Annotated in this window: 12 protein-coding genes; 4 read left to right on the forward strand and 8 right to left on the reverse strand. The window is 60.7% G+C overall.

All coding sequences use genetic code 11. From position 1 onward, the window contains the following. Positions 1–1585: 1585 nt before the first annotated feature. The 7 genes from PGR6_RS26350 to PGR6_RS26380 all read right to left on the reverse strand — a co-directional run bounded on the left by PGR6_RS26350 (position 1586) and on the right by PGR6_RS26380 (position 10188). Positions 1586–2152 carry a GNAT family N-acetyltransferase gene (locus PGR6_RS26350; protein WP_018928787.1) on the reverse strand — a complete coding sequence of 189 codons (567 nt, stop codon included), beginning with the start codon at positions 2150–2152 and terminating at the stop codon, positions 1586–1588. 206 nt (positions 2153–2358) lie between these two features. After that, positions 2359–3129, reverse strand: a complete 771-nt coding sequence (etfB, locus tag PGR6_RS26355) for an electron transfer flavoprotein subunit beta (protein WP_019650283.1) — start codon at positions 3127–3129, stop codon at positions 2359–2361. Between the two features lie 15 nt (positions 3130–3144). After that, positions 3145–4365 (reverse strand): electron transfer flavoprotein subunit alpha, encoded by a 1221-nt coding sequence (gene etfA / locus PGR6_RS26360; RefSeq protein WP_064620846.1) that lies wholly within the window; start codon positions 4363–4365, stop codon positions 3145–3147. Beyond that, entirely contained in the window at positions 4365–6314 is a 1950-nt protein-coding gene (dgcB, locus tag PGR6_RS26365; RefSeq protein ID WP_018928784.1) for a dimethylglycine demethylation protein DgcB, read from the reverse strand. Before dgcB ends, etfA begins: the two co-directional genes overlap by 1 nt. Positions 6315–6524: 210 nt before the next feature. Next, the gene (gene dgcA, locus PGR6_RS26370; RefSeq protein WP_007938000.1) at positions 6525–8585 is read right to left on the reverse strand and encodes a dimethylglycine demethylation protein DgcA; all 2061 of its coding nucleotides are present in this window, start codon (positions 8583–8585) and stop codon (positions 6525–6527) included. A gap of 15 nt (positions 8586–8600) precedes the next feature. Continuing rightward, positions 8601–9131, reverse strand: a complete 531-nt coding sequence (locus tag PGR6_RS26375; RefSeq protein ID WP_007926354.1) for a DUF5943 domain-containing protein — start codon at positions 9129–9131, stop codon at positions 8601–8603. 79 nt (positions 9132–9210) lie between these two features. Continuing rightward, positions 9211–10188: a dipeptidase gene (locus PGR6_RS26380; protein WP_007907542.1), complete on the reverse strand. Its 978-nt coding sequence runs from the start codon at positions 10186–10188 to the stop codon at positions 9211–9213. A 235-nt stretch (positions 10189–10423) separates the two neighbouring features. Between PGR6_RS26380 and PGR6_RS26385 the strand changes: the two genes are divergently transcribed. Continuing rightward, on the forward strand, positions 10424–10825 hold the full coding sequence (locus PGR6_RS26385) for a lysozyme inhibitor LprI family protein (RefSeq protein WP_018928783.1): 402 nt from the start codon (positions 10424–10426) through the stop codon (positions 10823–10825). A 78-nt stretch (positions 10826–10903) separates the two neighbouring features. Further along, entirely contained in the window at positions 10904–11320 is a 417-nt protein-coding gene (locus PGR6_RS26390; RefSeq protein ID WP_019580672.1) for a DUF3010 family protein, read from the forward strand. 117 nt (positions 11321–11437) lie between these two features. Here PGR6_RS26390 and PGR6_RS26395 read toward each other — a convergent pair whose 3' ends face one another. After that, complete coding sequence (locus PGR6_RS26395; protein ID WP_064620848.1) at positions 11438–12385, reverse strand: GlxA family transcriptional regulator; 948 nt, start codon at positions 12383–12385, stop codon at positions 11438–11440. A 210-nt stretch (positions 12386–12595) separates the two neighbouring features. On the opposite strand from PGR6_RS26395, the gene PGR6_RS26400 reads away from it, so the two are divergent. Continuing rightward, a complete protein-coding gene (locus PGR6_RS26400; protein ID WP_064620851.1) occupies positions 12596–13540 on the forward strand; it encodes a choline ABC transporter substrate-binding protein in 945 nt (314 codons plus the stop codon). 100 nt (positions 13541–13640) lie between these two features. Next, on the forward strand, positions 13641–14528 hold the full coding sequence (locus PGR6_RS26405) for a 3-keto-5-aminohexanoate cleavage protein (RefSeq protein WP_019580671.1): 888 nt from the start codon (positions 13641–13643) through the stop codon (positions 14526–14528). Positions 14529–14551 lie beyond the last annotated feature (23 nt).

Here is a 14551-nt window from a genome sequence, read left to right on the forward strand (position 1 = left end):
TAGACGAACAAACGCCTGGTCACCGGGCACGGTCGGGCCTCAATGGCAGCGGTGTTATGGCATAAGGGGGCCAGGCGCTATAGACGAGCGCGCTGATTGGCGGCGCGACGATGAATCCGCTTGTGCAACGAGGTGGCGGATGTCGGAACACAGGTCACGCAGGGGCTGGGGTGCGAATGTGGCTGCGAGCGATGTGGCTGGCTATCCATCACGCGTTCTCCCTGAACCAGATGTGGATAAGTGACAGTTGTCCTTATGCGATGAGAGTGAAGACAGGCGACAGATCGAAGTCAAGGAAGTGCCTTAGAACTGTATGAAATCTGATCTATCGCGTTCCGGCCTATACGGGCCGTGGCTTACAGGGTTCAGCGAACAAGTTATCCACATCTCCACCCACAGCAAATGGGGACAACTGTGGATGACAGGCTAAATCTATTCACAAAAACCGAAGAAAAACCGTGACTTATCCAGAAGCAGGGTTTTAGCCAGGCACTGGTTGTTTTTTAATCAGAAGCTTGCAGACCACGTTTTACATAGCGTGCAGGGGATGGCGAACACCTTATCCACAGAAGCACCAACAGACTTTGGGGGCAACTTTGCGGTCTCTGTGGAAAACCGCTGAAACCCGCGAGTATTCGGGGTTTACGAGACGATTAGCGGAGGAAAACGCCGAATTGAACAATATTTGATCAACCCACTGAAAGCCGCGATCTGTATGGCCTGTAGCGGACAGCGAACATCTTATCCACAGAAGCGCCAACAGAGATTGGGGGCAAGTGTCGGCCAGTGAGCGACGTTACTCTGTGGAAAAAGCCCGAAAAAACCGTGGGTTAGGCTGGTTGTTTTTTGTACGGAGGGCTGCAGGGCTTGATTGGCATGGGGTGTAGCGAGGGGCGAACATGTTATCCACAGAAGCGCTAACAGGGATTGTGGGTAACCCAAGTGCGTTAGGAGTACATATCCGTTTCTGCGGTAACGGCGGCTTATGGTTCCGCTCTTACAGCGGGTCACTTTGGAAAAGCGCCAAAGTAACCAAAACGCTTTTGCCCCGCCATTCGGTGCCTCGCCTAGGCTCGGCATACCCTCACTCCGGCATTGCTCCGGGGGCCCGCCGCCATCGGCCATCCATGGCCGGGGGCGGCTACCGCGGCATCCTTGCCGCGGTGCCCCCTGCGCAACGCCTGCGTTCGGCCTCTGGGAAAGGGGCGTACAGATCAAGATCAAAAACCAAAGCAAAGCAAAAGCAAGATCAAAAGATCGCCACCTCGCTTCGCTCGACAGCTCCTACAGGGAAATGCGTGCACGTGAGATCAGGCCGGCCGGTAGGCCGCCTTGCTTTTGATTTTGACGCACCGCCCCCTCGAGAGGCCGAGTGGAGGTTCTGCGCAGTGGGCCCACGGAGCAGGACCGGAACGAGGGCATGCCGAGCCTAGGCGAGGCGCCGAACGAAAGGGGCAAGAGCGCTTTGGTTACTTTCGCCTGGGCCGGCATTCCGGCTTTTCGAAAGTGACTCGCTGTAAGAGCGAAACCGCCAGTCGCCATTACCGCAGCAACGGATATGTGCACAATCAAAACCGGGAAGCCCCTAAGGCCGATGCATGAGATAGGCATCACCCGTCACCCGAATCATCGGATGAGGAACGACCTGACAAGTTTTGACGATCCCAAAACCATGGCGCTCATAAAAACGCCGGGCCCCGGTATTCGCTGCATAGTCGATCAGGCTCAGGCCGTTGAGTTCCAGTTGATCGGCGCGCTGTTGAGCATGCTCGAGAAAGCGCACACCAAGCCCCTTGTTGCGCCACCCTTCATGCAGGGCCAGGCTTGAAATATAGAGGGTATCGGGGACTTCCATGTCGGCGTAAGGCGCCAGGACCGGATCAGTCACGGGAGCTGCCAACGGATCGTGACGCGTTACGTAACTGTGCATCATGCCGATGACCCGCCCCTGTGCCTGCGCGATAACGCAGTTCTGATAGGAGAAATCGACATCTTCACGGGCGTAACGAATGGCCCCCACTTCCAACAGATCCTGCCCGGGCTCCGCCAGCTGGCTCCAGATGTAATCCGAAGCCCCCTCTGACGAAATCTGGAACAAACGGGCAATCTCGCGCGCATCCGTGCGCAGAGCCGGACGAAATTCAACTTCCATTATTTCCCCATTAACTTCGGTGAGATGGTTTTCAGACCTGCGTCTCCAGCACGTCAGGAGCACTTTGTGGCGAGGGGGCTTGCCCCCGTTTGAGTGCGTAGCACTCACAGGATCTTTGGTACATCAGAGATTTCAGGACTGCTGCGCAGCCCAACGGGGGCAAGCCCCCTCGCCACACAGGCTCCCACATCGATGGTGACTACTTGTCAGCGGACCACGCCTTCTTCAATCAGCAACTTGAGGATGGCTTCGGCGCCCGCCTGCGCGGTCACGCCCTTGAGCACTTGCCCGCCGCCGCCACTGGCCTTGGCCGTCGCGGCCTTCATGCGGTCGGCACCGCTCTTGGCCTTGATCACTTTCAGGCGCTTGGGTCGTGGCTTGGCCGGTTGCAGCGTGGCCACTGCCAGCAGTTCATCGTCGACCACTTCAACTTCATCTGCCTGCAATACCCCGCGTCGCGCCGGACCGTAGGCACTTTGCCGAGGCTTGGGCGCTGCGTTATCCACAGTCGCCAGAAACGGCAGGCGCACTTTCAAGCGACGGCGCTGACCGCGCGGCAAGGCCTGCAGAACCAGCGCCGAACCACCGTCGATGGATTCGACTTGCGCCAAACCCACCACCAGCGGCCAGCCGAGGCTTTCGGCCAGCAGGAACGGCAACATGCCCGAGCCTTCACCGGTTTCCGCCTGGCTGCCGGTCAACACCACCTGCGCCCCGGCGTCACGCAAATAGTCGGTCAACGCTGGCAGCGCATCTGCGCCGACCGGTTGTTCCAGCACATGCAACTGTTCCAGGCCCATGCCCAGATAGGCACGCAGCGCCGGTTCCGCAACGTCGCCGGCGTGCAGCACTTGCAGGTTATCCCCAGCCAATTGCAGACCCAGTTCAACGGCCCGCGCGTCCTGCTCGGCGCGGCGTGGCCGGCCGGAGGTCGGGTGGGCACCGATGGACACCAGGCTGATGATTTTCGTGCTCATAACCCTTTCCTTCCCTTAAGCCGCATCGCGCTTGGCGTCGTTGCGGTAAGCCTCTACCGCATCGATCAAGGCTTGAAGAATCTCGGCGCTCTCGCCGATCACCGACAGGTCGGCCCGTTTGATCATGTCGCAACCCGGATCGAGGTTGATCGCCACCACCTTGTCGCAGGCACCGATGCCTTGCAGGTGCTGGATCGCCCCGGAAATCCCCACCGCCACGTAAACCCGCGCGGTTACCCAGGTGCCGGACGCGCCGACCTGACGGTCGCGCGCCATGAAACCATCGTCCACCGCCACCCGCGACGCACCTTCGGTCGCGCCCAACGCTTCGGCCGTCCTGTGGAAAAGTCCCCAGTCCTTGACACCGTTGCCGCCAGAGAAGATGAACTCGGCTTCGGCCATCGGAATCGCCGCCGGGTCCACCGCCACCGCGCCCAGATCTTCGATCCGCGACAGGCTGCGAGCGACCGTTGTGGATAACTCCACCGGCAACGCTTCGTGACGGGTTTCGCTGACCGGTTCGGCGCATTCGGCAGCCGCCAAAATCAAGCGGGCCACCGGCCGCGCAAGGTCCTGCAAACCGGCACCGGCACGGCCGATGCATTCCTGATCCTTGACCTGCCAGACCCGTGTGGCCGGACGTTCGCCCAGTGCGGCAGCAAAGCGTCGACCCAGTTCGCCGCCACCACTGCGGCTGTCCGGCAGCAGCCAGTGACGCGGGCTGAACTGGTTATCCACAGCCCGCAGGCCCTGCACGCGTTGTTCCGGTGCATAACCACTGAATTCGTCGCCTTCCAGTACCAGCAAGCGGTCAACGCCTGCCGTGGCGAAGGCGTTTTCCTTGTGCTCACCGAAGACCACCGCCAGTACCGCGCCGTCCTTGCCGGCCAACTGATGGGCCAGGCCGAGCAAATCGCGGTCGTGGCTGCTCAAGCGGCCGCCGACCATGTCCGGCACCACGCTGATGTAGAACGCGGGTGCAGCCACTTGATGCAGCGGCAATTGCACTTCAACCGCGGCCGAGCGTTTAGTTGCCCCGCCCTGCTGAGCGCCACTGCGGTCGATCCGTTTGATCCCGTTGGGACCGATAAAACCGATCCCGTGGGGATTCTTGCGGATGACGCCGTTAGGCCCCATCCAGCTGTGTTGCACCGGTTGCATGGCCGCGTGCAGCGGGTGCAGACGGTTGCGGGCGATCCATTCAGCGCGAGGGTCGCGGCGGATAATGTCGCTCATCAATGCACCTCCGCAGGTTCACGTTTGGCCGGTGCCGAAGGCTTTCCCGGCGCGGCGTCTTCAAGCAGCGCATCAGCCACCAGTTCGGCGATGTCCTTGATCAATGGCCGTGGCTCGACCACGCCCTCAAGCATCGCGGTGCACTGTGGACAACCCACGGCCACCAGTTCGGCGCCGGTTTCGCGGATGTCTTCCATGCGCATGTCAGGGATCCGTTGCTTGCCCGGAATGTCGGTGATCGGCGCACCGCCACCGCCGCCGCAGCAGCGCGAACGGAAACCGGAGCGTTGCATTTCCTTGATCTCGATACCCAGGGCGCGCAGCACTTCGCGTGGCGCCTCGTATTCGCCGTTGTAGCGGCCGAGGTAGCACGGGTCGTGATAAGTCACGCTGTTGCCTTTGTGCTGACCGAGGTTCAGTGCGCCTTCGCCAATGATCTCCGCCATGTAAGTGCTGTGGTGCTGCACGAGGTAGTTGCCATCGAAGGCGCCGTATTCGTTTTTCAGCACATGGAAGCTGTGCGGGTCGCAGGTGACGATGCGGTTGAAGCGGTATTTGGCCAGGGTCTGGATGTTGCGTTTGGCCAACAGCTGGAACGTCGCCTCGTCGCCCAGACGCCGGGCCACGTCACCGCTGTCGCGCTCTTCAAGGCCCAGCACTGCGAAGTCGACCTTGGCCGCTTTCAGCACTTTGACGAAGGCACGCAGGGTGCGCTGGTTGCGCATGTCGAAGGCACCGTCGCCGACCCAGAACAGCACGTCGGTGGTTTTCTTCTCGCTGAGCAGGTTCAGGTTCAGATCCGCCGCCCAGTTCATCCGCCCGCCCGGCGCGAAGCCGCCAGGGTTGTCGGTGGCGATCAGGTTTTCCAGGACCTCGGCGCCCTTGTTCGGGGTCGCGCCTTTTTCCAGAGTCAGATGGCGGCGCATGTCGACGATGGCATCGACGTGCTCGATCATCATCGGGCACTCCTCGACGCAGGCGCGGCAGGTGGTGCAGGACCACAGGGTTTCAGCGTCCACCAGACCGTTGACGATCGGTTGATGCGGATTACCGGCGTGCTCACCGATCGGCTTGCCTGGGTAAGGGCTGCCGGCAAACTTGGCATCCGTACCACCGGCCAGGCCGACGACCATGTCCTGAATCAGTTTTTTCGGGTTCAGCGGCTGGCCGGCGGCGAACGCCGGGCACGCAGCTTCACATTTACCGCACTGCACGCAGGCGTCGAAGCCGAGCAGTTGGTTCCAGGTGAAATCCTTGGGTTTTTCCACGCCCAGTGGCGCGGTCGGGTCGTTCAGATCCAGCGGCTTCAAGCCAGTGGAACGACCGCCGCCAAACCGTTCGGAGCGACGGTGCCAAGCCAGGTGCAAGGCACCGGCGAAGGCGTGCTTCATCGGCCCGCCCCAGGTCATGCCGAAGAACAGTTCCGACACGCCCCACAGCACACCGACGCCGAGAATCGCCGCCAGTACCCAGCCACCGAAGTTTTCCGGAAGGATGCCCGCCACCGGCAGGGTCAACAGGAAGAACGACGCCGAGAATGCCAGCAGGCTTTTCGGCAGGCGCATCCACGGACCTTTGGACAAGCGGGCCGGCGGGTTGCGGCGACGCAGGAAGACAAAGATCGCACCGACGAACATCACTGCCGTCATCAACAGCAGTGCATAACCGAGGATGCGGTTATGCAGGCCGAAACCGTGAACCAGAATCGCCAGCACAATGGACGCCACCGCACCACCGGCCGTGGCGACGTGTGTATTGGCGATGTATTTGTCCCGCGCGACGACGTGGTGCAAATCGACCATGTAACGCTTGGGCATGGCGAACAGACCGCCGATCAGGTCGACTTTCGAAGCCCGGCCCTGACGCCACATAGCCACCCGCCGCAACGCGCCCAGGACAGCCAGGCCCAGGGCAGCGAACAACAGGATTGGAAGAAGGGTGTTCAACATGGTGGAGCTCCCAAAGACCTCGGGGTCATGTGCGTGCCGATGAGAGCGACGCACCTACTTGTGGCGAGGGAGCTTGCTCCCGCTGGAGTGCGAAGCGCTCCCAAAACAGTCTCAGGTGTACACCTGATACACCTCGACTGCAGGTTTTGGGGCTGCTTCGCAGCCCAGCGGGAGCCAGCTCCCTCGCCACAGGTGACGGTGGTAAATCCGTTAGAAATCCTTGCACAACCGCAGCGCGTCGTAGATCGCCGCGTGAGTGTTGCGCTGGGCCACGCAGTCACCGATGCGGAACAGCAAGTAGCCGTCGCCCGCCTGGCTCAGCGAAGGTTGTGGCTTGATCGCGAACAGGGCTTCGATGTCCATCTGGCCTTTGTTGCGCGAGCCTTCCTTCATGGCGTAGTAGATTTCTTCGTCCGGACGCACGCCGTTCTCGACGACCACCTGGTCAACCACCCGCTCCTCTTTGGCGCCGGTGTATTCGTTTTCCAGTACCGCCACCAGCTTGTCGCCTTCGCGATAGACCTTTTCCAGCATCATGTCGCCGGTCATGATCACTTCTTTCGGGTACATGCTGCGGTAGTAAGTCGGGAACGACGTACCGCCGATGGCCACGCCCGGCTTGATGTCGTCAGTGACGATCTCGACCTGGCTGCCTTTGTCGGCGAGGAAGTCGGCTGTCGACATCCCGGTGAACTCGCAAATGGTGTCGTAGACCAGCACGTTCTTGCCCGGCGCCACTTTGCCGTCGAGGATGTCCCAGCTGCTGACCACCAGGCCTTCAGCCGCACCCCAGTGCTCGTTCTGCTCCAGGAACGGATGGCCGCCAACGGCGAGCACCACGACGTCCGGACGCAGGTCGAGAATGGTCGCCGCATCCGCCGCCACGCCCAGGCGCAGGTCGACTTTCAAACGCGCCAGTTCCAGCTGGAACCAACGGGTGATACCGGCGATCTGGTCCCGTTGCGGGGCTTTCGAGGCGGTAGTGATCTGCCCGCCGATGAATTCTTTCTTCTCGAACAGGGTCACGTCGTGGCCACGTTCAGCGGATACACGAGCAGCTTCCATCCCGGCAGGGCCGGCACCGACGATCACGACTTTGCGCTTCGGCCCGGTGGATTTCTCGATGATGTGCGGCACGCCCATGTATTCACGGGAGGTCGCGGCGTTCTGGATGCACAAGACGTCCAGGCCCTGGTACTGACGGTCGATGCAGTAGTTGGCGCCCACGCACTGTTTGATCTGGTCGACCTGGCCCATCTTGATCTTGGCGATCAGGTGCGGGTCGGCGATGTGAGCGCGGGTCATGCCGACCATGTCGACGTAACCGCCTTCCAGAATACGGGTCGCCTGGTTCGGGTCCTTGATGTTCTGCGCGTGCAGCACAGGAGCCTTCACCACTTCCTTGATACCGGCGGCCAGGTGCAGGAACGGCTCCGGTGGATAACTCATGTTGGGAATAACGTTGGCCAGGGTGTTGTGAGTGTCGCAACCCGAGCCCACGACACCGATGAAGTCGATCATGCCGGTGTCGTCGTAGTACTTGGCGATCTGCTTCATGTCCTCATGGCTCAGGCCATCAGGGTGGAATTCGTCACCACAGATACGGATACCAACGCAGAAGTCCGGACCGACTTCCTTGCGCACAGCCTTGATCACTTCCAGGCCGAAACGCATGCGGTTCTCGAAGCTGCCGCCCCATTCGTCGGTACGCTTGTTGACTCGCGGGCTCCAGAACTGGTCGATCATGTGCTGGTGCACGGCAGACAGCTCGACGCCATCCAGGCCACCGGCCTTGGCCCGTGCTGCGGCGCTGGCGTAGTTGCCGATCACCCGCCAGATTTCTTCCGGCTCGATGGTTTTGCAGGTCGCGCGGTGCACCGGCTCGCGGATGCCCGACGGCGACAGCAGGGTTGGCCAATGCTCACCGTCCCAGCGGGAGCGGCGACCCATGTGGGTAATCTGGATCATGATCTTGGCGCCATGCTTGTGCATGGCATCGGCCAGATTCTGGAAGTGCGGAATAATCCGGTCGTCGGCCAGGTTGACCGACTTCCACCAGCCTTGCGGGCTGTCGATGGCCACGCTGGAGGAACCGCCGCAAATCGCCAGGCCGATCCCGCCCTTGGCTTTCTCTTCGTAATACTTGACGTACCGATCGGTGGTCATGCCGCCGTCGGTGGCGTAGACCTCAGCATGCGCGGTGCTGAGCACGCGGTTGCGGATGGTCAGTTTGCCGATCTGGATCGGCTGGAACATTGCTTCGAAAGCCATGGCGGGTTCCTCGACTTACAACGGCTTGACGGTGAACAAACCGTCGTCGTGGCCTTCTTCGGAGCCACCGTAAACTTGTTCGGCGACGGTGCGGATCTTGCTGCCGCGAGCAGCCAGGATCTGGTCCATGGCGCCGGCGAACCAGCCAGTGAACATGTAGTCGACCTTGCGCCCGACCTTGCCGTACACGTAGACGAATGCGGAGTGTTCGAGCTTGACGCTGGCGGTGCCTTTGTCGAGGTCGATGTCCTGAATCTTGAACAGACCCCAGCCGCGCTGCGACAGGCGCTTCATGTAGTGCTCGAACACCGCGACGCCTTCCAGGCCATGGCATTCAGCTTCTTTTTCACACCAGTGCCAGGCGGATTTGTAGCCGGCCTTGTAGAGGATTTCGGCGTAGGCGTCGGCGCCCAGCACTTCCTCGATGCCCATGTGGTTGTTGACGAAGAAGTGACGCGGCACATACAGCATCGGCAGGGCATCAGAGGTCCAGACACCGGTTTCGCTGTCGACTTCGATTGGCAATTGCGGGGCGATCTTGGCCATGGAAACTTAACTCCAGAAAATTCGTTGTGTTGCCCCCGGCACGGACGGCCGGGGGAAAGGATTCTTCAGATGCGGCGGCTTATTCGCCCCAAACGTCTTTCAAAACGTTGACCCAGTTTTCGCCCATGATCTTGCGCACCACGCGCTCGGAATGGCCGCGCTTGAGCAGGGTTTCGGTCAGGTTCGGGAACTCGCCCACGGTGCGGATGCCCAGCGGGTTGATGATCTTGCCGAAGCTGGTCAGACGGCGGGCGTAGCCCTTGTCATGGGTCAGGTATTCGAAGAAGTCCTGGCCATGGCCCTGGGTGAAGTCGGTGCCGATGCCGATGGCGTCTTCGCCGACGATGTTCATGGTGTATTCAATGGCTTCGGCGTAATCGTCGATGGTCGAATCGATACCCTTGGCCAGGAACGGCGCGAACATGGTCACGCCGACGAAACCGCCGTGATCGGCGATGAACTTCAGTTCTTCATCGGACTTGTTGCGCGGGTGCACTTTCAGGCCCGACGGCAGGCAATGGGAGTAGCAGACCGGCTTCTTGGATTCGAGGATGACTTCTTCGGAGGTCTTCGAGCCGACGTGGGACAGGTCGCACATGACACCGACGCGGTTCATCTCGGCAACGATTTCACGACCGAAACCCGACAGGCCGCCATCGCGCTCATAGCAACCGGTACCGACCAGGTTCTGGGTGTTGTAGCACATCTGCACAATACCGACGCCCAGCTGCTTGAAAACCTCGACATAGCCGATCTGGTCTTCGAAGGCGTGAGCGTTCTGGAAGCCGAACAGGATGCCGGTCTTGCCCTGCTCCTTGGCTTTGCGGATGTCGGCGGTAGTGCGCACCGGGATCACCAGGTCGCTGTTCTCGCGAATCAGCTTCTGACTGGCGGCGATGTTGTTGACGGTGGCCTGGAAGCCCTCCCACACCGACACGGTGCAGTTGGCCGCGGTCAGACCGCCCTTGCGCATGTCTTCGAACAGCTCACGGTTCCACTTGGCAATAATCAGGCCGTCGATAACGATGCTGTCGGCGTGTAATTCGGCTGGGCTCATCAGGCAGTCCCCTATTAACGATTCATGCGCCGAATCGTGTGCCGGCGCTTTGGGGCCAGCATATGCCTGAGGGACGGTGCAGCCGGGTGCAAAAACGACAGGGGAATTGCCGAAAGCGTCAATCCGCGACAAAGGGTCGCCAACCGACATGATTGCCTACCTGTTCAAGCCCGTTCGCATGGGCCAGAATTCGTCGCATCACCGAATGTTTCACTGAATTAAGGGCGGCGACGCAATGAAATCCATCTTCTTGGCTTTGGCACTGATAGCGACCGGCGTACAGGCGGCCGAAGGGGCCGACGACAACCCCTGTGACGCCGTCGAAAACGAAGTCCAGACCCTGGAATGCTCGGCTTACAGCAGAAACACCGCCGAACAGCTGCTGAGCGACAACTACCAAGGCCTGAACGAACGCATGCAAACGCGCTATGGCAGTAACAAGGCGCAACTGGCCGACATCACCGCAAAAATCAAAACTGCGCAACAACAATGGCTGAAGACCCGGGATGCCGATTGCGCGGTGGAAGCGTTCCCGGCGACGAGCGGCAGTAAAGCCTTCAACATTGCGCAAAATGATTGCGTGGCGCGGATGAGTGACGAGCGGTCGGAGTTTTTGGAGTCGATTGGGCAGGAGTAAAAAGGCCACAGCGGTTGACATAAACACTTGCCAACTTGAGCTGTAAGCTGCACGTCATCAGCCAGTAAAGGGATTCAAATGAAAATCTGCGGCATCGAAATCAAAGGCAGCGAAGCAATCCTTGCCGTGGCCTCCCTCGACGATCAGGGGCTGACCCACGTCGCGCTGGCCACCAAGAAAATCGCCCTCGACGATGACGACGAAGCCGCCAACGTCAAAGTCTTTGCCGCTCAGGTGGCGTCGTTTATTCGTGAGAATTCAATCGACCGGATCGCGATCAAAAAGCGCAGCAAGAAAGGTGAGTTCGCCGGTGGGCCGACCACCTTCAAGATCGAAGGGGTTTTCCAGTTGCTGGAAAATTGCGAGGTGACGCTGCTGTCGCCGCAAACCATCAATGCGCAGAACAAAAAGTTCGACTTTGAACTGCCGGCCACGCTGAACAAGTATCAGCACGAGGCCTACAAAGCGGCCTGCTCGGCGCTGATGAAGAAGTAAAAACGACACATCTCCTGTAGGAGCGAGGCTTGCCCGCGAAGGCGTCGTGTCAGACAACAATGATTTCGAATGTGCCGGCCTCTTCGCGGGCAAGCCTCGCTCCTACAGGGGTCGGTTTCAGGCCTTCTGGCTTTGTCGGCGATCCTCCCGCGGGCACCGCTCAAACCTCGCCCGATAACTGCGGGTGAAATACGACGGCGATTCAAACCCGCAGGCGATACTCACCTCCAACACGCTCATGTCCGTCTGGCGCAGCAGCTGCCGCGCCTTCTCCAACCTTAGTCGCAGATAGAAATTGCTCGGCGTGTCGTGCAGGTGCAGGCGAAACAGGCGCTCTAGCTGACGCCGGGTCACTTTGATCGATTCCGCCAGCTCCAAAGTGCTGAGCGGCGGTTCGCTGTGCTGTTCCATCTCCCCAATGACATGCACCAGTTTCTTGTTGCTGATGCCATATCGCGTGGCGACTTCCATGCGTTGGTGATCTTTGCGCGGGCGAATGCGCCCGAGTACGAATTGTTCGCTGACCTGAATCGCCAGTTCCGGGCCATGGGCCTGACCGATGAGGTCAAGCATCAGGTCGATCGAGGCGGTGCCGCCGGCGGAGGTGATACGCCGTCGGTCGATCTCGAACAGCTCCTGGGTGACGCTCAGCTGTGGATAAGATTCCTTGAAGGCGTCGATCGCTTCCCAGTGCAGGGTCAGGCGATGGCCGTCGAGCAGGCCGGCTTCGGCGAGTATGAAGCTGCCGGTGTCGATGGCGCCTAGCGTCACGCCTTCGTTGTCCAGACGACGTAACCAGTGTTCCAGGGCCGGGGTGGCGAACTTCAGCGGTTCGAAACCGGCGACCACCAACAGGGTTGCGCCTTTCTTCAGCGGCTCCAGCGCTGCATCGGCGTTGACCGACATGCCGTTACTGGCCAGAACCGCCCCGCCATCGGCGCTCAACACATGCCAGCGGTACAACTCGCCGCGAAAGCGATTGGCGACCCGCAGCGGCTCGATTGCCGAGATAAAACCGATCGCCGAAAAACCCGGCATCAACAAGAAGTAGAAATCCTGGGACATGGAGCGCACTCGACTGGCAGGCAACGAGAGGGCGGGAAGCGTGTGGACGTTGATACGCCACTTGCCAGCAGCATTCAAGTGCGCAGGTCGCCGCAGTGCAAGAGCTGGTCGCCGCAGTGCGTTTTCACGGGGGCTTTGCTGCGTAACTTGGCATCACCGGCGCATCAGACACCGGAACCCACAATAAACGACCTGCCGAGGAACCCCGACATGAAACGACTGATCAGCAGCTGTGTTCTTGCACTCAGCGGTACCGCTTTCTTGAGCGCCAGTGTCATGGCAGCCGAACCCGCGTCGTGCCAGAACGTGCGCATGGGCGTAGTGAACTGGACCGACGTGATCGCCACCAGCGCCATGACCCAGGTCCTGCTCGACGGCCTCGGCTACAGCACCAAACAAACCAGCGCCTCCCAGCAAATCGTCTTTGCCGGCATTCGCGACCAGCGCCTGGATTTGTTCCTGGGCTACTGGAACCCGCTGATGACCCAGACCATCACGCCGTTTGTCGATGCCAAGCAGGTCAAAGTGCTTGAAGCGCCAAGCCTCAAGGACGCCCGCGCCACCCTGGCAGTACCGACTTACCTTGCCGACAAGGGCCTGAAAACTTTCGCCGACATCGCCAAGTTTGAAAAAGAACTGGGCGGCAAGATTTACGGCATCGAACCTGGCTCGGGCGCCAACACCCAGATCAAGGCGATGATCGCCAAGAACCAGTTCGGCCTCGGCAAGTTCCAGCTGGTCGAGTCCAGCGAAGCCGGCATGCTGGCGGCAGTAGATCGCGCGGTACGCCGCAAGGAAGCCGTGGTGTTCTTCGGCTGGGCGCCGCACCCGATGAACGTCAACGTGAAGATGACCTACCTCACCGGCAGCGACGACGCCCTCGGTCCGAACGAAGGCATGGCCACGGTCTGGACCGTCACCTCGCCGAACCACGCGCAGCAATGCCCGAACGTCGGTCGCCTGCTGAGCAACCTGACGTTCACCGCCGAAGACGAGAGCCGGATGATGCAGCCGCTGCTGGATCACAAGGACGCTTTCGAATCGGCCAAACAGTGGCTCAAGGATCACCCGCAAGACAAGCAACGCTGGCTTGAAGGCGTGACCACATTCGATGGCAAGCCGGCCGCTGAAAACCTGAAGCTGACCAGCAAATAGAACCGAAATGAACCACCGATTCGCAGCCCGATGCGGGCTGCGAGCGGAATCGCCACGCCCAAGCTCCACCAAAAAACTCAAGCCTGAAGGAAACCGCCTCATGAACCACGACGTCATCATCACCTGCGCACTCACCGGTGCTGGCGACACGACCGCCAAGAGCCCACACGTGCCGGTCACCCCGAAACAAATCGCTGCCGCCGCCGTGGAAGCCGCCAAGGCGGGCGCTACCGTGGTCCACTGCCACGTTCGCGACCCACAAACCGGCAAGTTCAGCCGTGACGTGGCGCTGTACCGCGAAGTGATGGAGCGCATCCGCGAGGCGGACGTCGACATCATCGTCAACCTCACTGCCGGCATGGGCGGCGACCTGGAAATCGGCGCAGGCGAGAACCCGATGGAATTCGGCCCGAACACCGATCTGGTCGGCCCACTGACCCGTCTGGCCCACGTTGAAGAATTGCTGCCGGAAATCTGCACCCTGGATTGCGGCACCCTGAACTTCGGCGACGGCGACACCATTTACGTCTCCACCCCGGCGCAACTCCGGGCCGGCGCGAAGCGAATTCAAGAGCTGGGCGTCAAGCCTGAGCTGGAAATTTTCGACACCGGTCACCTGTGGTTCGCCAAGCAGATGATCAAGGAAGGTCTGCTGGATAACCCGTTGTTCCAGCTGTGCCTGGGCATCCCGTGGGGTGCGCCAGCGGATACCACCACCATGAAAGCCATGGTCGACAACCTGCCGGCCAATGCGGTCTGGGCGGCGTTCGGCATCGGGCGCATGCAGATGCCGATGGCGGCGCAAGCGGTGCTGCTCGGTGGCAACGTGCGGGTCGGCCTGGAAGACAACCTGTGGCTGGACAAGGGCGTACTGGCGACCAACGGCCAACTGGTCGAACGCGCCTCGGAAATCCTCAGCCGCCTCGGCGCCCGCGTTCTGACCCCGGCAGAAGGCCGGGCAAAAATGGGCCTGACCAAGCGCGGCTAAACCACACATACCTCCCCGTAGGA

The organism is Pseudomonas sp. GR 6-02, from assembly GCF_001655615.1.
In the GTDB taxonomy this organism is placed as follows: domain Bacteria; phylum Pseudomonadota; class Gammaproteobacteria; order Pseudomonadales; family Pseudomonadaceae; genus Aquipseudomonas.